This is a genomic window from Mycolicibacterium cosmeticum, from assembly GCF_000613185.1.
GTDB lineage: Bacteria > Actinomycetota > Actinomycetes > Mycobacteriales > Mycobacteriaceae > Mycobacterium > Mycobacterium cosmeticum.
Genome location: NZ_CCBB010000001.1, coordinates 1815361 through 1836607 on the forward strand (window position 1 = coordinate 1815361; position 21247 = coordinate 1836607).

Here is a 21247-nt window from a genome sequence, read left to right on the forward strand (position 1 = left end):
CTTATTCGCTCGGCATCGTCTGCGGCCAACAACCGGTGCTGTCAGGCTGGACCGGTGGGCGGTCCCGCGTTCGGCGGCTACCTGCCGGACGAGGCGGTCGGGCATGGCGGCTATGCCGTCGTGTACCGGGCGCACCCGCGCGACGGCGGCGACCCGGTCGCCCTCAAGGTGCTCGACGAACGCTACCGACGGCCGCCGCACCTGGACCGGCTGGCCCGCGAGTTCACCTTCGCCCAGCGCCTCGACCATCCGCACATCGTGCGGATGTACCGCCTGGGCGACGGCTGGCTGGCCATGGAACTGGCGCGCGGCGGCACGGTCACCCATCTGACCGACCGCCGGGCCCGGCTGCGGGCGCTCACCGAGATCGCCGGCGCCCTCGACCACAGCCACCGGCGTGGCATCGTGCACGGTGACGTCAAACCGGCGAATATCTTGCTCTCCCAGCCGTATTCCGGGGGCGCCGTGCTGGTCGACTTCGGTATCGCGCACGCCGTGGCCGAAGATGTCTGGCATCACCCCGGGCACGCCGACGCCTCGCTGGCGTACGCCGCACCCGAAGTTCTCACCGGCCACCACCCCTGCGCGGCCACCGATCAGTACGCGCTGGCCTGCACGGCCGTCGAACTCCTCATCGGGGCACCGCCTTTCGTCGCCGACACGGCGCAGGATCTGATCGACCAGCAGGTGAACGCGCCGGTGCCGCGTTATCACCCACGCCTCGACTGGATACCGCACGCGTTCGATTCCATCCTGGCCAAGGCGATGGCCAAGGATCCGGATGCGCGTTACCCGTCCTGCACCGAGTTCGTGACGCTGATCGAACGGGCACTCACCGGGTGAACTCGCCGGCGACCTCCCGACGGCAGACGAATTCGACCAGCGCGTCGCCCGTCAACCCCATCCCGGTGCCCAAACTTGTTTTCACATAAGCGGTTTCGGCGCGCATCCAGCGGAACGGGATCAATCCGGCCGCGGCGAACCCGGTCACGGATTCATAGGCGGCGACGTCGTCGGGGACGGGCCCCAGGAACACCGGCACGCCGGCGGCGGCGCACCGGCCCGCGAAATCCAGGACGCTGGTCGACGCCCCCACCGTGCACGCGGTACCGGAGTGATACGTCTCGTGCACCACGGCGTCGAAGCCGGCCGGATCGATCACCCGGTAGTCGAGCCCCGGATAGGGACGCAGATACAGCACGCGCGCCCCGAACTGGACGGGACCGGCGGGCCACGGCGGCGGCTCGAACCGCGGGTGCGGCAGCTGGTCCAGGCCGGTGATCGGCACCTCGCCGTCGCTGTGCACGTAATGGCGCAGCGGTGTCGACGGTTGCAGCCGCGCGGCCGCGTGCACCAGTCGGGCGCCGTCGGGGTTGCGGAACGTCACGTAGACGCCGCCGGGCACGGTGTCGATGACCTCGAGGGCGTCGCGGAAGTTGCTGTGCCCGTTGGCTTCCGGGTGATCCAAGGGCCGGTTGCTGGCGACGACGACGACGGGCACGTCCAGGTGGGTCAGCGCGAAGGCCAGCGCGGTGGCGCCGTAGGACAGCGTGTCGGTGCCGTGCGTGACGACGACGCCGGTGTGCTGCGGGCCGATCGCCGAGGTGACCGCGGCCGCCATCGCCGTCCAGTCCGCGGGGCGGGCGTTCTCGCTGAGCAGCGACAACGGTTCGACGACGTCGAATCCGTCGGCGCCGCCGACCACGTCGAACCCGTCGGCACCGCCGTACGCCTGCAACAGCAGGCGGGTCTGACCGGGCACCAGCCCGATGACATCACCCGAGCGTCGTGAACCGATCGTGCCGCCGGTGAAGACGACCAGAACGGTCCGGCGTGCTCCGCTCAGCTGAGCGAGGGCTCGGCGTCGTCGACCGACTCGACCCGCTCCCGTTCGGGCGCCTCGGCCGCGAGCTCACCGGAGCGCTGCAGCAGCCGGACGAAATCGGTGATCGACAGCGTTTCGCCGCGCCGGGCGGGATCGATGCTGGCGGCCAGCAGCCGTTCGGCCGACTCGTTGCCGGACCCTGCCCATTCGGCGAAGGCATTGCGCGAGGTCTTGCGGCGCTGCGCGAAACCGATGTCGATGAGCTCGAACACCTGCTGGCGGAACGACTCGTCGGTCGGCCACGGGGAGGTCTCGTACCGGTCGATGCGGACCAGACCCGAGTACACCCGCGGGATGGGCCAGAACACCGTCGGCGACACCATGCCGTAGCGCCGCACATTGCCGAAGAACCTGATCTTGGCGCTGGGCACGCCGTAATCCTTACCGCCCGGCTCGGCGGCCAGCCGCTCGGCGACCTCCGCCTGGACCATCACCATCACCGTCTTGATCGACGGGAATTCGGACAGCAGGTGGATCAGCGCGGGCACCGCGATGTTGTACGGCAGATTCGCCACAAGTGCAGTGGGCTGTTCATCCAGATCACCGGAGGTGATGGTGAGGATGTCGCGGTTGAGCACCGTCAGCCGGCTGATCTCACTGTGCGAATGGTTGGCGATGGTCTTGGGCAGCTGATGGGCCAGCACCGGGTCGATCTCGACGGCGGTGACCCGCGCGCCCCGATCCAGCAGGCCCAGCGTCAGGGAGCCGAGGCCCGGCCCGACCTCCAGGACACAGTCCTGGCGATGGATGCCGGACGCTGACACGATGCGCCGCACCGTGTTGGCGTCATGGACAAAGTTCTGCCCGAACGCCTTGCGTGGCCGGAAATCGATCTCCCGCGCCAGATGCCGTATCTCGGTCCGCCCGAGGAGTCGGATCGTCATCGGACCCTCCCACTACACACCGGCCAGGCACCCCATCCTTGACGTGCCCTCGTTACTTCAGCAATCGCGATCTGTTCCTCACGGGTGGCCAGATCAGCCCGCTGAGCATACCTCAGACCGCCTTGCCGTTCCCATGTGTTCTGATCAAATTGGACACCACCGAAATATCCGTTGCCGGTGTTGATGGCCCAATTACCTCCCGATTCGCACGACGCGATGGCGTCCCACGCGCCGCCGTTGGTCACCGGCGGCACCTCTGTGCCCGGTTTCGCGCCGACCCGCAGCACCGCATCGCGCGCCGGGGAGACGACGACATTGGCTACTGGCAACCTCCCGGTTTCAATCCCGTTGACCTTCGCCACAGCAAACGTGACGTCCTGGACGCCCGGGGTGCCGGGATCTTCGACGACCTGCCGGCTCATGTTCATCGTGGCGTCCTCGATGCGGCGACTGGCCGGCGGCAGCGGCAGCTGCTCGGTCACCTTCTCGATCCGGATGCGCGTCACCTGGATCTGCATGCCGTCGACGACGGGCGCCGACGCAGGCGGGTTGACGGTGTCGCGCTGTTGCAGCGGGGCGCCGGCGGCATCGAGCAGGCCGGCCACGTTGGGAGCGGCCAGACGCACGGTGCTCTTCACGCCGCCGTCGTCGATCTGCACCGTTTTCGCGCTGACCACGGGCAATGCCATACCGGCCAGGGGAACGCGGGTGCCGCGGGAGGCCGCGGCGGGGGCGGTATCGGTCATCGCCAGCTGCGCCAGGGCGTCCTGGACGGTGGAAGCGGTGGTCCACACTTCTTTGCTGTTCTGACCGTCCAGGGAGATTTGGACGGGGCGGCTGCGGCTCAGCACGATGGTGTCGGCGTCGTGCACCGGGGTGTCGGCGGACGGGTAGAGATCATCGCGGTCGCCGACGGTGAAGCCGTTCTCCCGCACCACGTCGATGACCTTGGACTTCATCGTCGTCACGGTGATCGGCGCCCCGTCGACGGTCAGCGTCACGGTCTTGCGGGAGGCCACCGCGATGCCACCAGCAAACGCCAGCGTCAATAACAGCGCGCCGACGAGCAGCCGAAGCGCAGGCGAGCGCACCTCATGGATTCTGTTCAAAACACTCAAGAGTCTGTTGTCCCCGGCTCTCGACCCATGCGGGCCCGCGGAACTCGCGGCCCGGTTGGCCGCCCGCGTTCTATAACAGGAAGGTAACGAAGATCGATGGTCGGCGCCAATCTAAGCGGCGGGCAGCCGGTAGGTGCGTCGGGCATTGGCCGTGCTCACCTCGGCCACTTCGGCCGCCGGCCGGCCGGTCAGCTCGGCCAGCGCCCGCACCGTGTAGGGCAGGCAGTAGGGCTCGTTCGGGGCGCCCCGGAACGGGTGCGGGGTGAGGAACGGTGCGTCGGTCTCGACCAGCAGCAGATCATCGGGGATGACACCCGCGGCCTCGCGTAGCGCGTGCGCGTTGCGGAAACTGACGGTGCCCGACAGGCTCAGCATCCAACCGTTCGCCACGCAGGTCTTCGCCATCGCCGCGTCGGAGGAGAAGCAGTGGAAGATCACCGTCTCCGGGGCGCCCTCGGCGGCCAGCACGTCGAGCACCTCGGCGTCGGCGTCGCGGTTGTGGATCATCAGCGGCTTGCCGGCCCGCTTGGCCAGGTCGATGTGCCAGGCGAACGCGTCGCGCTGCCGTACAGGGTCCGCGCAGCCGTCCAGCTTGCCCGGCCAGTACATGTCCATCCCGGTCTCCCCGATCGCCACCACCCGTTCCTGGGTGGCCAGGGTTTCGAGTTCGGCTCTGGCGGCGTCGTCGAGGGCATCGGCCCGGGTGGGGTGCAGCGCCACCGCGGCGTACACCCGGTCATCCCAGCCTGCGGCCTGCGCGGCCCAGCGCGCGGCGTCCAGGTCGTCGGCGATGGTGACCACGGCCTGCACCCCGACCGCAGCGGCCCGGTCCAGGATGTCCGCGACGTCCTGCGCGGTCTGTGCGCCGCACGCGTCCAGGTGGGTGTGGGCGTCGATCAGGGGGGCCAGCGGCTCCGGAGCGGGCGGCTTCTCTCGCTTCGAGCTCACCGGTACACCTTAAGGTGAGAGCCAAATGACTACGTCTTCCACCGACGCGGGGACTTCCGCCCCGGGCGCCCCGTTCTACATCACCACGGCCATCGCCTACCCGAACGGCGACCCGCACATCGGGCACGCCTACGAGTACATCGCCACCGACACGATCGCCCGCTTCAAGCGCCTCGACGGCTTCGACGTGCGCTACCTGACCGGCACCGACGTGCACGGCCTGAAGATGGCCGAGACGGCGGCCAAGCTCGGCCTGACCGCCGCCGAGCTGGCCAAGCGCAACTCCGACGTGTTCGAGCGGATGCAGGAGCGCCTCGGCGCCTCCTACGACCGGTTCATCCGGACCTCCGACGCCGACCACTACGAGGCGTCCAAGGAGATCTGGCGCCGCATGAACGAGGCCGGTGACATCTACCTGGGCAGCTACCAGGGCTGGTATTCGGTGCGCGACGAGCGGTTCTTCACCGAGGACGAGACCGAAGAACGCGACGGCAAGCGGTACGCCATCGAGACCGGCACCGAGGTGACCTGGACCGAGGAGCAGACCTACTTCTTCCGGCTGTCGGCCTACACCGACCGGCTGCTGACCCTCTACCGGGAGCACCCGGAGTTCATCGGGCCCGATGTCCGGCGCAACGAGATCGTGAGCTTCGTCTCCGGCGGGCTGCGTGATCTGTCGATCTCGCGCACCACCTTCGACTGGGGTGTCCCGGTCCCCGACCATCCCGATCACGTCATGTACGTCTGGGTGGATGCGCTGACGAACTACCTGACCGGTGTCGGATTCCCGGACACCGCGTCGGAGGCCTTCGGCAAGTTCTGGCCGGCGGATCTGCACATGATCGGCAAGGACATCATCCGGTTTCACACGGTGTACTGGCCGGCGTTCCTGATGTCGGCCGGGATCGAGCTGCCGAGAAGGGTTTTCGCGCACGGGTTCATCAACGTCAAGGGCGAGAAGATGAGCAAGTCGCTGGGCAACGTGGTCGATCCGCTGGTGCTGATCGACGAGTTCGGCCTCGACCAGGTGCGCTACTTCTTCCTGCGCGAGGTGCCGTTCGGCCAGGACGGCAGCTACAGCGAGGAGGCCATCGTCGGCCGCATCAACGCCGACCTGGCCAACGAGTTGGGCAACCTGGCGCAGCGGTCGCTGTCGATGGTGAACAAGAACCTCGACGGCGTGGTGCCCCAGCCCGGCGCCTTCACCGCCGAGGACACCGAACTGCTCGATGCCGCCGACGGCCTGCTGGATCGGGTGCGCCGCCACTTCGACGAACAGGCCATGCACCTGGCTCTGGACGCCATCTGGTCGGTGCTCGGCGCGGCGAACAAGTACTTCTCGGCGCAGGAACCGTGGGTGCTGCGCAAAACCGATCCGGACCGCTTCGCCACCGTGCTGTACACCACGCTGGAGACGGTGCGGATCGCCGCGCTGCTGAGCCAGCCGGTCATGCCGGAGTCGATGACCAAGATGCTGGACCTGCTCGGGCAGCCGGCCGATCGGCGGGATTTCAGCGCCATCGGTACCCGGCTGGCGCCGGGCACGGCCCTGCCGAAGCCCGAGGGCGTGTTCCCGCGCTACCAGGCGCCCGAGGCGTAATTTTCCGCCACAGTCCACGCCGCGGCTCGCCGATTTCTACGTGAGGGCTGCACATCCGCCGAATTCACGACCCTGGTGTAGATATCGACGTGCCGGCAACTGCGTGATCTGGGTCACCTCCTGTCACACTTTCGGGATGGGCGGTGTCTTGAGGGCATGACTGAGAACAACACCCCACAACGCGTCATCGTCCTGGGCGGCGGCTACGCCGGCGTCCACGCCGCCAACCACCTGTTGCAGCGGCCCGGTACAACGGTCACATTGGTGAACGCCCGGCCCGAATTCGTCGAGCGGATCCGGCTGCACCAGCTCTCGGCGGGCACGCATGACGCCACCACCGGTTATGACACCCTGCTCGGCGAGGGCGTGCGCCTGGTGGTCGACCGCGCCGAGCGCATCGACACCGCGGCCCGCCGGGTCGAGTTGGCCTCCGGCACCGCGCTGGACTACGACTACCTGATCTACGCGGTCGGCAGCACCGCCGGGACCACCCCCGAATCGGCCTATGCGATCAGCGAATTGGAGGGTGCGCGCCGGCTGCGCGCGCGGCTGCAGGACGTGCCGACGACCGCACCCATGGTGGTGGTCGGAGGCGGGTTGACCGGTATCGAGGCGGCCTCGGAATTCGGCGAGGCAGGGCGCACCGTCACCCTGGTCGCCGGGCCGGTGCTCGGCCCGTCACTTGGCGCGCAGGCCCGCCGGTCGGTCGCCAAGCAACTGGCCAAGCTGAACGTCACGGTGATCGAGGGCCCGACGGTGGCCGCGGTCGGTGACCAGGACGTCACGCTGTCCGACGGGCGCACCCTGCCCAGCGCCGTCACCGTGTGGACGGCCGGGTTCGGGGTGCCCGAGCTGGCCGCCGCCAGCGGCCTGCGCACCGATGATCTGGGTCGGCTGCTCACCGACGAGACCCTCACCAGCATCGACGACGACCGGGTGGTCGGTGCGGGTGACGCGGTGGCGCCGTCGGGCGTGCCGCTGCGGATGAGCTGCCAGGCCGCGATCCCGCTGGCCGCCCAGGCCGCGCGGACCGTGCTGGCCCGGATCGCGGGCACCGACCCGGTCCCGGTGAACCAGGCCTTCGCCGGTCAGTGCATCAGCATCGGCCGCTCCTACGGCACCATCCAGCTCGCGCACACCGATGACACGCCGACCCGGCTCTACATCGGTGGCCGGGTGGCCGCGTCGCTGAAGGAGATGGTGTGCAAGGGCACGCTGTGGCAGCTGCGCCGCGAGGCGGCCAAACCCGGCTCGTACGTGTGGATGCGCGGCGGTAAGCGCACCGAGCGATTGCAGACGGTGGACGCGTGAGCGAGCACGCCGAGCGGTTCACCGCGCTGCGGCCCCTGTTGTTCACCATCGCCTACGAAATCCTCGGTTCGGCAACCGAATCCGATGACGTGTTGCAGGAGAGTTACCTGCGCTGGGCCGAAGTGGACCTCGACACGGTGGCCGACACCAAGGCCTACCTGGCCCAGCTGGTGACCCGGCAGGCGCTCAACGCGTTGCGCGCCGCGGCCCGACGTCGCGAGGAGTACGTCGGGCCGTGGCTGCCGGAACCCGTTCTGGTAGAGGATGCTTCGGCCGACGTGGTGTTGGCCGAATCGGTGTCGATGGCGATGATGGTGGTGCTGGAGACCCTCACCCCCGACGAGCGCGCGATCTTCGTGCTGCGTGAGGTGTTCGGCTTCAGCCATGACGAGATCGCCGCGGCGGTGGGCCGTTCCCCGGCCGCGGTGCGCCAGATGGCGCACCGCGCCAGGGAGCACGTGCAGGCCCGGCGCAAGCGCTTCGACCACGTCGACGCGGCGGTCGGGGAACAGATCACCACGCAGTTCTTCGCCACGGCCGCGACCGGCGACGTGGCCGCGTTGATCGAGCTGCTGGCCCCCGACGTGGTGTGGACGGCCGACAGCGCGGGCAAGGTCAGCGCGGCCCGCCGCCCGGTGACCGGCGCCGACAAGGTGGCCCGCCTGGTGCTCGGCCTGATGCGCGGGGCCGCCGAACGCGCCGATGCGCGCATCGACCTGGCGATGTACAACAATGCCCCCGCCCTCGTGCTCTACCTGGGCGAGCAACTGGAAGCGGTGATCACCGTGGAGATCACCGCCGGCAGGATCAGCCACTTCTACGCCATGCGCAACCCGGACAAGCTGGCCGCGATCACGGTCCCCCGCGCGATCACGAGGTAGCTTCTGTCAGGCTTGGCCGGTGCGGATCGAGCGGTTGGCGGACTTGGGCGACGCCCCCGGGGTGCTACGTGCCGTCGCCGACGCCGGTCGCCGACGCGGCCTGCCACCGCCGGCCGCGCTGATCGGTGACTGGTTCTCCTCGCGGGCCGTCATCGCACCCAGCGTGGCCGCCGCCCCGTGCGAGCGGGTGTTCGACGTGACACCGGGATGCGGCCCGCATATCGGCGGTGGCTGGTTCGGCTATCTGGGCTACCCCGACGGGGCGCCCCGCATCCCCGCCTCCGCGGGCGGTTGGTCGGACTGCGTGCTGCGCCAGGACGGCGACGGGCACTGGTGGTACGAAAGCCTCTCCGATGCACCGGTTCCCGCCTGGCTGACCGATATCACCGCCGCCCCGGCCGGCGCCTACACCGTCGAGTGGCGCGCGCCCGATCGCGCGGCGCACCGCGCCGGGGTGCTGGCCTGCCTGGACGCGATCGCCGCGGGCGAGGTGTACCAGGCCTGCGTCTGCACCCAGTTCACCGGCCGGATCACCGGTGACCCGCTGAATTTCTTCGTCGACGCCGTCGCCCGCACCGCGCCGGCGCGCGCCGCCTACATCGCCGGGGACTGGGGCGCGGTGGCGTCGCTGTCCCCGGAGCTCTTCCTCAGCCGGCACGGCCGACACGTGACCTCCAGCCCCATCAAAGGCACACTGCCCCTTACCGATTCACCGTTGCAGTTGCGGTCGTCGGTCAAGGATGTCGCGGAGAACATCATGATCGTCGACCTGGTCCGCAACGACCTGGGCCGCCTGGCCGTCACCGGCTCGGTGACCGTCCCCGAGCTGCTGCGGGTGCGCCCCGCGCCCGGGGTGTGGCACCTGGTGTCGACGGTGGCGGCCGAGATCCCGGCCGAGACACCGATGTCGGCGGTGCTCGACGCGACGTTCCCGCCCGCGTCGGTGACCGGCACACCGAAGTGCCGGGCCCGCCAGCTGCTGTCACACTGGGAACCGGATACTCGTGGGATCTATTGCGGCACGGTCGGGTTGGCTTCGCCCGCGGCGGGAACGGAGCTCAACGTGGCGATCCGCACCGTCGAGTTCGACGCGCACGGGCGGGCCGTGCTCGGTGTGGGCGGTGGGATCACCGCCGACTCGGATCCCGACCGGGAATGGCAGGAATGCCTCGACAAGGCCGCCTCGATCGTGCGTCAGTTCACAGGTGCGTCGTCGGGGTGAGCGCCGCGATCCACGCAACGATGCCGGCGAAGACGTAGAAACCGATATCACCGGCTGCTGTCGTGACGATCAGGTGCGGCCGTCCGCCGGTCACCGACCCTTTGAACACCGACTGCTGCCGCACGGCGGTGATCGCGTCCACGGGGACCTCGATGGTGGTGTTGGTGAGCGTACGAAAGATCAGCCGCCGACGGGTCAGCGCGATCATCCCGTTGTTCTTCACCACCGGATAACCCGGCGCGGTCGCGCCGCGATAGGCCCCCTTCTCCGGCCCGAGCACCACCGTCTCGCCCTCGAGCTCGGTCGTGAACCACGCCGCGACCGCCCTGCTGCGGCGACGCCACCAGATCACCATCGGCACCGCGATCAACAGTTGCACAGCCACAATCCCGACGACCAACACGATGACGAACGCTGCAGTACTCACGGCGGCCCACCGGCTCTCTCAGTCGCGTGCCTTCAACACCGCATCGTAAAGCTCACGCCGGGACGGCGCTCCCGGATGGGCGGCGACCACCTGCGCGCACGCGTCCTTGACCCGGGCACCCTCGTCGACGAGTTCTGAGACCTCGGCCACCAGGGTCGCCAGATCGGCCTTGGGCACCGCACCGGCCAGCACCACGGTGATCTCCCCCAGCACCCCGTCGGCGGCCCAGTCCGCGAGCTCCCCGAGGGTGCCGCGCCTGATCTCCTCATGGGTCTTGGTCAGCTCCCGGCAGACCACCGCGCGCCGCTCGGGGCCCAGGGTGTCCACGGCGTCGCGCAGGGTGTCGGCCAGCCGGCGCGGCGACTCGAAGAACACCGCGGTGCGCTGCTCGGCGGCCAGGCCGGCCAGCCAGGTGCGCCGCGCCGACTGCTTCCGCGGCGCGAAACCCTCGAAACAGAATCTGTCGGCGCCCAGGCCGGAGACCGCCAGCGCCGTCGTCACCGCCGACGGGCCCGGCAGGCAGCTGACCGTCAGGCCGGCCTCGATACAGCCCGTCACCAGCCGGTAGCCCGGATCGTTGATCAGGGGCATGCCGGCGTCGCTGATCAGCACCACCGTCGCACCGCCGCGGATCTCGTCGAGCAGGGCGGGTACCCGGGTGGCCTCGTTCTGGTCGAACACGCTGAGCAGCCGTCCGGCCGGGGTGATGCCCAGCGCGGAAGCCAGGGTGCGGGCCCGGCGGGTGTCCTCGGCGGCGATCACGTCGGCGGTCGCCAGGGCGTCGACCAGACGGCTGGACGCGTCCGCGGGCTGCCCGAGCGGCGTGGCCGCCAGCAGCAGTCGGCCACCTTCCATTTCGGCGGGCAGGAGCGGAGCGACCGGGGGTTCCACAAGGGGACAGCCTACGATCGTCGTTGATGACCGCTCCTCATACCGTGCAGCCGGAGCGCGCCGTTCCCGTGATCAGCCCCGGCCCCCTGGTTCCCGTGCCGGATTTCGGGCCGACGGATCGCCTGCAGGGCTGGGTGATGACCGTCATCATCGGCGCGCTGGCCGCGCTGACGCGGTTCCTGCGGCTGGGTTCACCGACCGACGCGGGCACCCCGATCTTCGACGAGAAGCACTACGCGCCGCAGGCCTGGCAGATGCTGAGCAACCACGGTGTCGAGGACAACCCCGGCTACGGGCTGGTGGTGCACCCGCCGGTGGCCAAACAGTTGATGGCGATCGGCGAGTGGTTCTTCGGCTACAACGGGCTGGGCTGGCGGTTCTCCGGCGCGGTGTGCGGCGTCATCATCGTGGTGCTGACGGCGCGCATCGTGCGGCGGATCAGCCGCTCGACCCTGATCGGCGGCATCGCGGGGCTGCTGCTCATCGCCGACGGGGTCAGCTTCGTCTCGGCGCGCACCGCGCTGCTGGACGTCTACCTGGTGCTGTTCGTGGTGGCGGCGTTCGGGGCGCTGATCGTCGACCGCGACGACGTGCGGTCCCGGATGCATACCGCGTTGATGGAGGGCCGGATCGCGGAGACCCCGTGGGGCCCACGGCTGGGGGTGCGCTGGTGGCGGTTCGGCGCGGGTGTGCTGCTGGGCCTGGCGTGCGCGACGAAATGGTCCGGCCTGTACTTCATCGCCTTCTTCGGGTTGATGACGCTGGCCTTCGACATCGTGGCCCGGCGCCAGTACCGGGTGCCGCGGCCGTGGCTGGGGACGCTGCGCCGCGATGTGGGACCGGCGGTCTACGCGCTGGGCCTCATCCCGTTCCTGGTGTACCTGGCCAGCTATGCACCGTGGTTCGCCTCCGAGACCGCCGTGGACCGGCACGAGGAGGGCCGCTCGATCGGCCTGGACAGTTGGATGCCCGACGCCCTGCGGTCGCTGTGGCACTACACCTATCAGGCGTATCACTTCCATTCCACGCTGACCAACGCCGCCGGCAACCACCATCCGTGGGAGTCCAAGCCGTGGACGTGGCCGATGTCGCTGCGGCCGGTGCTGTACGCCATCGACCAGCAGAACGTGCCGGGCTGCGGGGCGCAGTCGTGTGTGAAGGCCGTGATGCTGGTCGGCACGCCGGCGATGTGGTTCATCGCCGTCCCGGTGCTGGGCTGGGCGCTGTGGCGGGCGTTCGTGCGCCGCGACTGGCGCTACGCCGTGGTGCTGGTCGGGTACAGCGCCGGCTTCCTGCCGTGGTTCGCCGATATCGACCGGCAGATGTACTTCTTCTACGCCACCACCATGGCGCCGTTCCTGATCATGGCGATCGCGCTGATCCTCGGTGATGTGCTGTATCAACCGAATCAGAATGCCGAACGGCGGACGCTGGGCCTGATCGCGGTGAGTTGTTATGTGGCGCTGGTGATCACGAACTTCGCCTGGATGTACCCGATACTCACCGGGCTGCCGATTTCGCAGGCGACCTGGAACATGCAGATCTGGTTGCCCAGCTGGCGGTGAGCCGACCGATTTCGGCTTGCTGACGCTGCGGGTCAATTGCCGGGTTGGCCATCGGGGCGCCCGCGCTCGTCTCCGGCCGAGTGGTCGGTGGCCAGTTGCCGCCGAATCTCCGTGGGTACGTGCACGCCGCGCATCCGCAGTTCGCCGATGAAGCGAGCGGTGAGCGGGTCAGGCGCCGCGGGCGTGATGGCGACGAGCTGGCGGAACCAGCGCGGCGAGAAGGACCGTACGGCTCCGGGAAAACCCTCGCCGACCGCGCTGATCGGCGTGATGGCGACGCCGAGGCCCGTCGCGGCAAGCTGCGGCGCGGACGCTGTCACCGCGGTCCGCATGACCGGATCCGGACGGACACCGGCCTCGGCGAGCGAATAATCGAGCCAGGAGATCAATCCATTCTCGGGCGCGAAGTGAACGATGGGGACACCGTCGAGTTGATCGAGGCGCACCGCGGACTGTTTGGCCAAAAAATGATCCGGCGCCGTTGTCAGGACGACCTCCTCCTCCGCGACCGGGATGACGGTGAACCGATCGGGCACCGAGGTGGGCGCGGCTACGAACGTCACGTCGACCTCGTCGTCGTCGAGCACTTGCATCAGCACATCCATCGAGGTCGATTCCCGCACCGTGAACTTCACTGCGCTATCGGTGCGGAGCCAGCGCTGGATCACCGGGGCGAGAAACGCGACGGACAGACTCTGCGCACAGGCCAGCCGTAACGATCCGCTGGCGCCTTCCCCCACGACGCGCGCCGAGCGCACCGCCGCCGCAGCGGCGTCGAGTGCCCGCCGCGCGTCGGACAGCGCCGCCCGACCGGCGGGCGTCAGCCTCACCCCACGTCCTTCTCGTACGAACAGCTGCGTGCGTGTCTCACGTTCGAGTGCGGCGAGCTGTTGGGACACCGCGGGCTGCGACGAATGCAGCGCCTCCGCGGCGCGGGTGATCGATCCGTGGTCAGCGACTGCCACCAGGGACTCCAGCGCCCGCAACGACACCATCTGCGCAGGCTACCCCTTCGAAACCCCCTCACGACGAGGTGCCCTCAGCGCACCGTGCTCCGTGTGGTGATGATGGGCGAGGGTGTCGACCCCGAAGTCGCCCGTGGGATCCCGCCACACCGCGTGAACATGATTGGCGCGGCGTTGGGTGTTGTCATACTCGATCAGGATCCCGGGGCCTTGGATGCGGTAATAGTGCGGTTCACCGGCTTTCATGGCACCCGCCCACGCGACGTGCAGCGGGTCCAACTGGTCATCTGCCTGGTATCGGACCCGATACGACGCGGCGATCGGTTCGGCAGCCCGGGAGAAGTACAGGTCCAGCAGAATCCGAAGGGCATCCCGTTGCGCCGCCGTCATCGCGGCAGCCGGCAAGCCTTTCGGAACCCCCGTCAACGCGACTTGGGCGTCATCTTCGGCCGAGTAACCGGAGCCGGACTGCATCGCCTCGTTGACCTGGTCGAGCTGGGTGGCCACGGTGCTGTCGGTGAACCGTCCCCGGAACACATCCGGCAGCGGAAGCCGCTGATCGCCCTCGGAGACCAGCGAACGGTTCGCCCCAACCAGATCCGACACGGCCCGTGGGTGAATCAGCGCCCGCGTCCGCTGGTCCCGGTCGAAAGATCTCATCAAATCGAGCGCGACGTCCTGCACGCTGACCAGCGGCTGTAGAACACTGCCGAGTAGCGGCGCAGCAGCCGGGTCGGCCCCCAGGAACAGCGGGGTCGTGGATACGACACGCCCGTCAACGATCAGTTGGTTAACCGAGACATGATGACCGCCGAATCGCCAGCCCCACCGTCGATCACCCGGTGATCCGAACACGCTGAGGTAGTACATGCCGGGATCCCTGCCCCGATCCCGCTCGAAGGTCATCGACCACCCCTCCAGGCGGTCGAGCACGTTCTCCATCCCCATCACCGTGACCAAGGTGACGTACCCGGCCTCCGAGAGCCCGGCCGCAAGAATCTGCATCACCAGGCGATGCTGCGCCGGGCGCTGGTCCACCAACGGGAGGCCGCCGTGGTCGGTCGGAGTGTAGAACCACAGCAACCGCTCGTCCTCCGAACTGCCGGGAGATCCGAAGCTGGCTCGTGCGCGCTGCTCGCCGGACAAACTGTCAAGCCATGCCGCGACCTTCGCGGCCAGCTCGATGGCCAGAGGTCGCGTCGCGTCCAGCGCGGTGGACTCAGCGGCGGTCCGGGGTCGCCGGGAGGTGAACGTATCAAAAGTCATTGCGGATATCTGTTTTCAGTCGGCCTTGCCATACAGGTAGTCGATGAGACCGTCGACCGGCTCGTCCGCCTTGAGCAGGGCATCGAAACCGATCTCCGACGACGCGATCTGCTCGGCGCGCTCAAGGACACCATGGATGAGATCACGGGGGATGCAACAGATCCCGGTCTCGTCGGCGATGATGAGATCGCCGGCCGCGACCGGGATGCCGGATAACCGGATCGTTCCGTTCACCTCGGTGGTGGTGCTGCGCCACTTGCCGGTGACGGGAGTGTGGTCACGCGACCACACAGGGAAGCGCAGTGAGCGAGATCTTCCCAGGTCACGGACGCCGCCATCGACTATGGCACCAGACAGTCCCTGTCGCTTCGCAACTGAGGCCATCAAGCCGCCCATGTTCGATACCTCGGCGAGCCCTTCGATGACCAGGATGTCCCCGGGGCTTGCGGTCCGCAGCGCGAGGATTTCGGCCATGCGCCAATCCTTGTCGGACACCGCGGCGAGCGCCGACCGCGACTGGTCCACATTGCGCACCGTGGTGGCGTTTCCGACGATTCGTTCTTTCGGCATGGACGGGCTCAACCGTGACGTGGGGATTGCACCGCGGACGCCCAACTCGTCGAGCACGTCGGAGACGGTGCTGGACAGGTCGCCGAGGGCGAGGAAGCGCTGGATGGTCGCGGTGTCGGTTGACGGGAGCGGATCATGAATAGTCACCCAGTCGAACCTCACATCGACGGATCCCGCGCGCCTTCGGTCAGTCATTTCGTCCCCTTGCCATAAATGCGTTGTGATGCAAATGGTTTCGATGCGAATACCGGATTCTCGCCAATTGCATAATCGTATCCGACGCCGCCCTGACGTGCCCTTCGATATTTGAATGGCAGCCATTCGCCGCCCTTCTGGATCACCTCCATCGACCGACGGGCGGAGCCGAGCGGGACCGAGGCACTTGCCAATGAGGCCCAATTCACTTAGCGTTCAACATGACTCGTCTATCACACGCGATATTCGAAGTTTCACTTCTCATCAGGACGTCATCGGATGACGGTACTATCAACGGAGATGGCACATGGACTACCTGCTTTCTGGAAAGACGGCGATCGTCACCGGCGGGGCATCGGGCATCGGACTCGAAACGGCGAATCAACTGCTGGCCGAAGGCGCCAACGTTCTGGCGGTAGACCTCGACATCGAGCCCCTGTCTTCTCGGCAGGACTCGCAGCTCCGTCCATTCCAATGTGACCTCACGTATTCGGACTCGGCGTCGACTGCGATCGCGGCGGCACTGGAAGCTTTCGGCTCCATCGACATCCTCATCTCGTGCGCCGGGATCGCGCCGGTGCGTAGCAGCTCACTGGAAGGGACCGACGCGGATTGGCGGCGCACGCTCGATGTGAATTTTCTGAGCATCGTCCGCATGTGCCGCGAAGTGGTGCCGCACATGAAAGCCGCCAACGGCGGATCTATTGTCAGCGTGGCTTCCGATGCGGGCCGGATGCCTGACCCGTTCTTCGCCGAATACAACGTGTCCAAGGCAGCGATCCTCATGTTTATGAAGGCACTGTCGATCGAATTCGGGGGCGCGGGAATTCGCGCCAACACCGTCAGTCCGGGCCCTGTGCGCACACCGATGTGGGACCGGCCCGGTGGATTCGGCGACTCTGTCGCCGAATCTTTCGGGATGGAGAAGGAAGCTGCGATCGAACACTTCGCCGTCAACGTTCGTAAGCTCCCCCTGGCCCGACTCGGCACGGTAGCGGAGGTGGCGGCAGTCAACCTCTTCCTCGCCAGCCCTCTGGCATCGTTCGTCACGGGCGCCGAGTACACGGTGAACGGCGGCAGCATTCCGACCGTCTGATGTGAAAGTCATTCACTACCATAGAAACTGGATCTAAATACGATGACCGGAGCTATACCCACCGCAACCAATGTCGACCATGTCAGTTGGTCGGTCGAAGACCTGGATGCCGCCGTGTCCTTCTGTGTGGAGGTTCTCGGAGGTCAGGAGATCTTCAGGGCCGGGCCGTTCGCGGATCCGTCCGGCGACTGGATGTCCACGCATTTCGACGTCGACGCGCGGGCCTCTGCGGTTCTTGCCTACGTCAGGCTCGGGGCGACTCAGGTGGTCGAATTCATCCAGTGGAGCACGGCGAACCGCCGAGGGGAGTGGCCGGGCAACAGTGATGTCGGTGCGACGCATCTGGCAATTCACGTGCGCGACATCGACCAGGCGATGCGGTACCTGCAAGACCATGGATGCAGCGCGTGCGGCGGCCCGATACTCCTGGACGGTGTGCCCCACGCCGGCGTGACGATCCTGTACGTCCGTACGCCCATCGGACTGTTGTTGGAACTGGTGTCCCGCCCCGCGCATGACCTTCCCTATGAAGCCACCACCGAGGCTCGCCTGCTCGCACCCACGCACGAGTGGAGCAACGGACAAGCCACACCTCGAAAGGAAGTGCCATGAGTGTCGAGACTGTTGCAAGCCCAGACGTCGTCCCGCTGCCCCGAGAGATCATCAAGGACGCTCGAATGATGATCGTCGGGTTCCGGCCTGCGGATCCAACCGCGGCGCGGCAGGCCCTCCCTGGCCGGTTGGAGCCCCACCCCGACGGAGTCGTACTACTCAACCTCTGGGCCGCGGAGGACCCCGGACGCTCATCGGGAATGGGGACGTACGGCCGTCTCTCGTGCGGCTACATCGCTCCAGAAGTCAGCGGATACGACACCCGGACAAGCGACGGCAATGCGACGGGGCATGGCCGCTTCTTCGCACATCACTGGTTGGAGTCTGAGGGTATGCGTTCCTTCGCCGAGGCGTCATGCGGAAACCGTGCCGACATCGGCCGGGTTCAGCACACCGAGCCTCATCCAGGCGAACTGATCCAGGAACTCTACGTCGACGACAAGGTCGTCGTGAGAACGACGTCGTCTGTTGGTACCGAAAGGTTGGCGTCCATCGGCGGACACCTGAACTACTTCACGACCTTCACCGGGGCGGATGGTGGTGAGCGGATCGCCCGGGTCGCGGTACCGTTCGTCGCGGATGTGATGGAGGCTGAGGTCAGGTCGATCGAATGGCTCTTCGATCCCGATCATCCCGCCGCGGCGCTCGCCCCTGGTTCGGACCCGGATGTGGCCAGTGTCCTCTACGGTGACATCACTTGGGCACCGTTCACGGTTGCCGAAATACTCTGAGGCCGGCGGGAGCATCAGGTCATCGAGATTTCATGTCAATCACGAACTTCGAGAGGTAGGCAACGATGGCTTACGACCTTCACCCAGAGGCCCGCGCGCTCATCGAGTCACGCCCATGCGCCCACCTGGTGACAATGCGACCCAACGGGCGCCCACATGTCTCCTTCATCTGGATCGACGTCACCGATGACGGGCGAATCCAGTTCGGGACGCCTCCGTGGCGAGTCAAGGGGAAGAATCTTGCACACGATCCGAACTGCATTCTCTCGATCCAAGATAATCAGAAGCTCGAAAGCGGATTGACCCGACATCTCCTCATCGAAGGCATCGCGTCGATCGACAACGACCTCGAACACGGCCAGAGATTCATGGACCAGCTCTTTCACAAGTACACAGGCGCACCCCGTTTCGAGCTGAATGAAGGCGGGCATGTCCTCGTCACTGTTGACATCACCCGCGTCTCTGGTGTCGGCCCGTGGCACACCGGTAAGACGACCTCGTATGGAACTCCCATCTGACGCGCCTGAGAAGCTGATGAAACAACGCTTCAGCTCAGTCACCGAATCCCGTCGTACCGCCGCAACGCCTCGGCCCGCTCGGCCTTGTGGTCCACCATCGGCGCCGGGTAGTCGGGGCTGCCGTATTCCGGCACCCAGCGCCGCACATAGACCTCGTCGGGGTCGAACTTCTTGCCCTGGGTATCGGGGTTGAACACCCGGAAGTACGGGGCGGCGTCGGTGCCGCAGCCGGCCGCCCACTGCCAGCCGTGCTGATTGCTGGCCATGTCGCCGTCGACCAGTTGGTCCAGGAACCACCGCGCGCCCCACTGCCACGGCAGGTGCAGATCCTTCACCAGGAACGACGCGGTGATCATCCGCACCCTGTTGTGCATGAATCCGGTGGCGGCGAGCTGACGCATCCCGGCGTCGACGATCGGGAAGCCCGTCTCGCCCGATTTCCACACCTCGAACCGCTTGCGCGCCTCGGCGTCCTCGTCGACGGCGATCGCGTCGAAGGTGGCGTTCCAGTTCCACCACGCGCTGCGCGGCCAGTGATGCAGCACGTCGGCGTAGAAATCCCGGAACGCCAGCTCACGTAGATAGGCTTGGGCCCCTTGGCTTTTCCCGAGATCGGCGGCCATGGTGCGGGGATGGATGGCGCCGAATTTGAGGTGCGCCGACATCCGGCTGCTCGCGTCGCGGTCCGGGCGGTTGCGGTCCTCCGCGTAATCGGTGAGCCCGTCGGCCACGAAGCGCTTCCACGCCGTGCGCGCCGCTGTCTCTCCGGCCGGCAGCTCGAGCTCGGCGGGGCCGGCCGGGATGTCCACACCGCCGGTCAGCCCGGCCGGGTCGATCCAGCGGGCCGACGCGGGCCCGGTCTTGGCCGGTGCACGCCACCCGTGCCCGGTCCACGCCCGGAAGAACGGGGTGAACACCTTGTACGGGGTGCCGTCGTCCTTGGTGACGCGTCCCGGGGACACCAGATACGGTGAGCCCGACTCCTCCAGCGGCACCTCACCCAGGGCCTGTCGCACCGCGGCGTCGCGGCGCTTCCCGAACGGCGAGTAGTCGCCCGACACGTGCACCGCGGCGGCACCGATCTGCTTGACCAGGGCCGGGATCCGCTTCTCGGGCCAGCCCTGGGTGACCAGCAGCCGGCCGTCGAGCCGGTCGTTCAGGTCGCGCAGCGCGTCGTACAGGTACTGCAGCCGGCGCGGACCCGAGCTGGCTTTCAGCCGGGGATCCAGCACGTAGCAGGCCAACACCTCACCGTCGGGCTCGGCGGCGTCCAGCAGGGCAGGCAGATCGTGCAAGCGCAGGTCGCGCCGAAACCACAGCAGCGTAGGCATACCGGCGACGCTACAGCGGGTCACGCGCCGCCGGGCAGGACATGCACCGCGGCCCGCCCCGCCCACTGCCCAGCTCCGAAGCCGCGATGGTGAGCACCTCGATACCCGAATCGGCAAGGCGGGCATTGGTTTCGGTGTTGCGTTCGTAGGCCACCACCACCCCGGGGGCCAGCGCCAGGGTGTTGTTGCCGTCATCCCACTGTTCGCGCTCGGCGGTCACCGGATCCAGCCCGGTGTCGATGACGCGCAGCGTGTCGATCTCCATGGCATCGGCCGCGGCCCGGACGAAGGGGCGCTCGTCGTCGATCTGCACCCCGCCGTCGAGCGTGCGGTGCATGGTGAACGCCGACAGCGAGTCGACAATGTTCGGGTACATCACCACCGCATCGGTGTCCACCATGGTGCACACGGTGTCCAGGTGCATCTGGGCGCGCTGCTGGGCGATCGGCACGGCCAGCACGGTGTGCGCCAGATCGTCCTCGAACAGGCTGCGCGCCAAGGCTTCCGCTCCCGCCGGTGTGGTGCGCTCCCCCACCCCGACCGCCACCACCCCGGGCCGCAACAACAGTACGTCCCCGCCCTCCACCGGTGCGGAACGCGACTCGTAGGCCCGCCGCACCCCGAGGAAGCGGGGATGGTGCGCGTAGATCAAGTCGGTCAACGACGATTCCCGCGACCGGGCCGGCAGCGCCAGCGAGGTGATCGCCATTCTGGGTCCGATCCAGAAGGACGAGTCCCTGGTGAACATCAGATTCGGCAGCGGGTCGATGACGAAGTCCGCGCCGTGGTGCATGCGGCGCACCAGGGACAGCTCGCTGCCCGCGAACGGCAACTCGGTGAACGTCATCCCGGCGATCAGCACGTGCGCCAACGTGGCGGCGTCCAGCGTGCGCAGGTAGGACGAAAGTTCTTGCGCCAGCGGGATACCCAGCCGTCGGGCGTCGACGGCTGCGGAGATGCCGTGCATCCTGGCCGCGCCCGAGGCCAGCGCCTCGGTGAGCAGATCGGCCAGCAGCAGCACCTCCACGCCACGGGACGCGAGCACGGCAGCGAAGGCGTCGTGCTCTTCCTGCGCCTTGGCCACCCACGGCAGGCCGTCGAACAACAGGCTGTCGTTGTTGCGTGGGGTCAGCCGCTGCAGCTCGGCACCGGGACGGTGCAGGATGACAACCTTCAGGGTGCCGACTTCCGAATTGCATCCCAACACTTGGCCCGATTCCACACCGCAGAC

General features: G+C 67.7%; 21 protein-coding genes. 10 read left to right on the forward strand and 11 right to left on the reverse strand.

Going from position 1 to position 21247, the window contains the following annotated elements; all coding sequences use genetic code 11:
• The first annotated feature begins 54 nt into the window (after nt 1–54).
• Complete coding sequence (locus BN977_RS08635) at nt 55–843, forward strand: serine/threonine-protein kinase (protein ID WP_036397151.1); 789 nt, start codon at nt 55–57, stop codon at nt 841–843.
• Here the strand turns inward: BN977_RS08635 and BN977_RS08640 are convergent.
• The 4 genes from BN977_RS08640 to BN977_RS08655 all read right to left on the reverse strand — a co-directional run bounded on the left by BN977_RS08640 (nt 833) and on the right by BN977_RS08655 (nt 4835).
• On the reverse strand, nt 833–1846 hold the full coding sequence (locus BN977_RS08640) for an asparaginase (protein ID WP_084172450.1): 1014 nt from the start codon (nt 1844–1846) through the stop codon (nt 833–835). The genes BN977_RS08635 and BN977_RS08640 overlap by 11 nt on opposite strands.
• Nucleotides 1843–2769 carry a 16S rRNA (adenine(1518)-N(6)/adenine(1519)-N(6))-dimethyltransferase RsmA gene (gene rsmA, locus BN977_RS08645; RefSeq protein ID WP_036397153.1) on the reverse strand — a complete coding sequence of 309 codons (927 nt, stop codon included), beginning with the start codon at nt 2767–2769 and terminating at the stop codon, nt 1843–1845. The genes BN977_RS08640 and rsmA overlap by 4 nt, the downstream gene beginning before the upstream one ends.
• Entirely contained in the window at nt 2766–3887 is a 1122-nt protein-coding gene (locus BN977_RS08650; protein WP_036397154.1) for a resuscitation-promoting factor, read from the reverse strand. Before BN977_RS08650 ends, rsmA begins: the two co-directional genes overlap by 4 nt.
• A 111-nt stretch (nt 3888–3998) precedes the next feature.
• Entirely contained in the window at nt 3999–4835 is an 837-nt protein-coding gene (locus BN977_RS08655; protein ID WP_036397156.1) for a TatD family hydrolase, read from the reverse strand.
• A 25-nt stretch (nt 4836–4860) separates the two neighbouring features.
• Here BN977_RS08655 and metG point away from each other — a divergent pair, with 25 nt between their 5' ends.
• From metG to BN977_RS08675, 4 genes are all read left to right on the forward strand, one after another.
• Entirely contained in the window at nt 4861–6435 is a 1575-nt protein-coding gene (gene metG, locus BN977_RS08660) for a methionine--tRNA ligase (RefSeq protein ID WP_051561185.1), read from the forward strand.
• A 156-nt stretch (nt 6436–6591) separates the two neighbouring features.
• Nucleotides 6592–7746: an NAD(P)/FAD-dependent oxidoreductase gene (locus BN977_RS08665; RefSeq protein WP_036397158.1), complete on the forward strand. Its 1155-nt coding sequence runs from the start codon at nt 6592–6594 to the stop codon at nt 7744–7746.
• Nucleotides 7743–8627: an RNA polymerase sigma-70 factor gene (locus BN977_RS08670; protein WP_036397159.1), complete on the forward strand. Its 885-nt coding sequence runs from the start codon at nt 7743–7745 to the stop codon at nt 8625–8627. The genes BN977_RS08665 and BN977_RS08670 overlap by 4 nt, the downstream gene beginning before the upstream one ends.
• Before the next feature lie 19 nt (nt 8628–8646).
• Entirely contained in the window at nt 8647–9849 is a 1203-nt protein-coding gene (locus BN977_RS08675) for an aminodeoxychorismate synthase component I (protein ID WP_036397161.1), read from the forward strand.
• Here the strand turns inward: BN977_RS08675 and BN977_RS08680 are convergent.
• The gene (locus tag BN977_RS08680; RefSeq protein WP_024454497.1) at nt 9827–10276 is read right to left on the reverse strand and encodes a hypothetical protein; all 450 of its coding nucleotides are present in this window, start codon (nt 10274–10276) and stop codon (nt 9827–9829) included. The genes BN977_RS08675 and BN977_RS08680 overlap by 23 nt on opposite strands.
• A gap of 18 nt (nt 10277–10294) precedes the next feature.
• Nucleotides 10295–11131, reverse strand: a complete 837-nt coding sequence (gene rsmI, locus BN977_RS08685) for a 16S rRNA (cytidine(1402)-2'-O)-methyltransferase (protein ID WP_036398731.1) — start codon at nt 11129–11131, stop codon at nt 10295–10297.
• A 62-nt stretch (nt 11132–11193) separates the two neighbouring features.
• On the opposite strand from rsmI, the gene BN977_RS08690 reads away from it, so the two are divergent.
• A complete protein-coding gene (locus BN977_RS08690) occupies nt 11194–12732 on the forward strand; it encodes a dolichyl-phosphate-mannose--protein mannosyltransferase (RefSeq protein WP_036397163.1) in 1539 nt (512 codons plus the stop codon).
• A 32-nt stretch (nt 12733–12764) separates the two neighbouring features.
• Here BN977_RS08690 and BN977_RS08695 read toward each other — a convergent pair whose 3' ends face one another.
• Genes BN977_RS08695 through BN977_RS08705 form a run of 3 tightly spaced genes read right to left on the reverse strand, consistent with a single transcriptional unit; the run spans nt 12765 to nt 15854 of the window.
• Nucleotides 12765–13727: a LysR family transcriptional regulator gene (locus BN977_RS08695; RefSeq protein ID WP_051561187.1), complete on the reverse strand. Its 963-nt coding sequence runs from the start codon at nt 13725–13727 to the stop codon at nt 12765–12767.
• 9 nt (nt 13728–13736) lie between these two features.
• Nucleotides 13737–14963, reverse strand: a complete 1227-nt coding sequence (locus BN977_RS08700; RefSeq protein ID WP_051561189.1) for a DUF3500 domain-containing protein — start codon at nt 14961–14963, stop codon at nt 13737–13739.
• A gap of 15 nt (nt 14964–14978) precedes the next feature.
• Nucleotides 14979–15854 (reverse strand): RraA family protein, encoded by an 876-nt coding sequence (locus tag BN977_RS08705; protein WP_084172451.1) that lies wholly within the window; start codon nt 15852–15854, stop codon nt 14979–14981.
• 181 nt (nt 15855–16035) lie between these two features.
• Between BN977_RS08705 and BN977_RS08710 the strand changes: the two genes are divergently transcribed.
• From BN977_RS08710 to BN977_RS31395, 4 genes are all read left to right on the forward strand, one after another.
• The gene (locus BN977_RS08710) at nt 16036–16824 is read left to right on the forward strand and encodes an SDR family NAD(P)-dependent oxidoreductase (RefSeq protein WP_036397165.1); all 789 of its coding nucleotides are present in this window, start codon (nt 16036–16038) and stop codon (nt 16822–16824) included.
• Between the two features lie 42 nt (nt 16825–16866).
• Nucleotides 16867–17436: a VOC family protein gene (locus BN977_RS08715; protein WP_084172452.1), complete on the forward strand. Its 570-nt coding sequence runs from the start codon at nt 16867–16869 to the stop codon at nt 17434–17436.
• A complete protein-coding gene (locus BN977_RS32650; RefSeq protein ID WP_131590061.1) occupies nt 17433–18167 on the forward strand; it encodes a hypothetical protein in 735 nt (244 codons plus the stop codon). The genes BN977_RS08715 and BN977_RS32650 overlap by 4 nt, the downstream gene beginning before the upstream one ends.
• Before the next feature lie 65 nt (nt 18168–18232).
• A complete protein-coding gene (locus BN977_RS31395) occupies nt 18233–18685 on the forward strand; it encodes a pyridoxamine 5'-phosphate oxidase family protein (protein ID WP_051561194.1) in 453 nt (150 codons plus the stop codon).
• Nucleotides 18686–18723: 38 nt separating this feature from the next.
• On the opposite strand, the gene BN977_RS08730 is transcribed toward BN977_RS31395, so the two are convergent.
• Together BN977_RS08730 and arcA are read right to left on the reverse strand one after the other, a co-directional pair.
• Nucleotides 18724–20016: a cryptochrome/photolyase family protein gene (locus BN977_RS08730; protein WP_036397169.1), complete on the reverse strand. Its 1293-nt coding sequence runs from the start codon at nt 20014–20016 to the stop codon at nt 18724–18726.
• A 10-nt stretch (nt 20017–20026) separates the two neighbouring features.
• Nucleotides 20027–21238 (reverse strand): arginine deiminase, encoded by a 1212-nt coding sequence (arcA, locus tag BN977_RS08735; RefSeq protein ID WP_234709526.1) that lies wholly within the window; start codon nt 21236–21238, stop codon nt 20027–20029.
• Nucleotides 21239–21247: the final 9 nt, after the last annotated feature.

Coding starts and splice junctions, on each gene's coding strand:
- BN977_RS31395 (WP_051561194.1), top strand. CDS start 18,233: ATGGCTTACGACCTTCACCCAGAGGCCCGCGCGCTCATCGAGTCACGC.
- BN977_RS08665 (WP_036397158.1), top strand. CDS start 6,592: ATGACTGAGAACAACACCCCACAACGCGTCATCGTCCTGGGCGGCGGC.
- BN977_RS08700 (WP_051561189.1), bottom strand. CDS start 14,963: ATGACTTTTGATACGTTCACCTCCCGGCGACCCCGGACCGCCGCTGAG.
- rsmI (WP_036398731.1), bottom strand. CDS start 11,131: ATGGAAGGTGGCCGACTGCTGCTGGCGGCCACGCCGCTCGGGCAGCCC.
- BN977_RS32650 (WP_131590061.1), top strand. CDS start 17,433: ATGAGTGTCGAGACTGTTGCAAGCCCAGACGTCGTCCCGCTGCCCCGA.
- BN977_RS08710 (WP_036397165.1), top strand. CDS start 16,036: ATGGACTACCTGCTTTCTGGAAAGACGGCGATCGTCACCGGCGGGGCA.
- BN977_RS08705 (WP_084172451.1), bottom strand. CDS start 15,854: ATGGCTGCCATTCAAATATCGAAGGGCACGTCAGGGCGGCGTCGGATA.
- BN977_RS08690 (WP_036397163.1), top strand. CDS start 11,194: ATGACCGCTCCTCATACCGTGCAGCCGGAGCGCGCCGTTCCCGTGATC.
- metG (WP_051561185.1), top strand. CDS start 4,861: ATGACTACGTCTTCCACCGACGCGGGGACTTCCGCCCCGGGCGCCCCG.
- BN977_RS08715 (WP_084172452.1), top strand. CDS start 16,867: ATGACCGGAGCTATACCCACCGCAACCAATGTCGACCATGTCAGTTGG.
- rsmA (WP_036397153.1), bottom strand. CDS start 2,769: ATGACGATCCGACTCCTCGGGCGGACCGAGATACGGCATCTGGCGCGG.
- BN977_RS08730 (WP_036397169.1), bottom strand. CDS start 20,016: ATGCCTACGCTGCTGTGGTTTCGGCGCGACCTGCGCTTGCACGATCTG.
- BN977_RS08695 (WP_051561187.1), bottom strand. CDS start 13,727: ATGGTGTCGTTGCGGGCGCTGGAGTCCCTGGTGGCAGTCGCTGACCAC.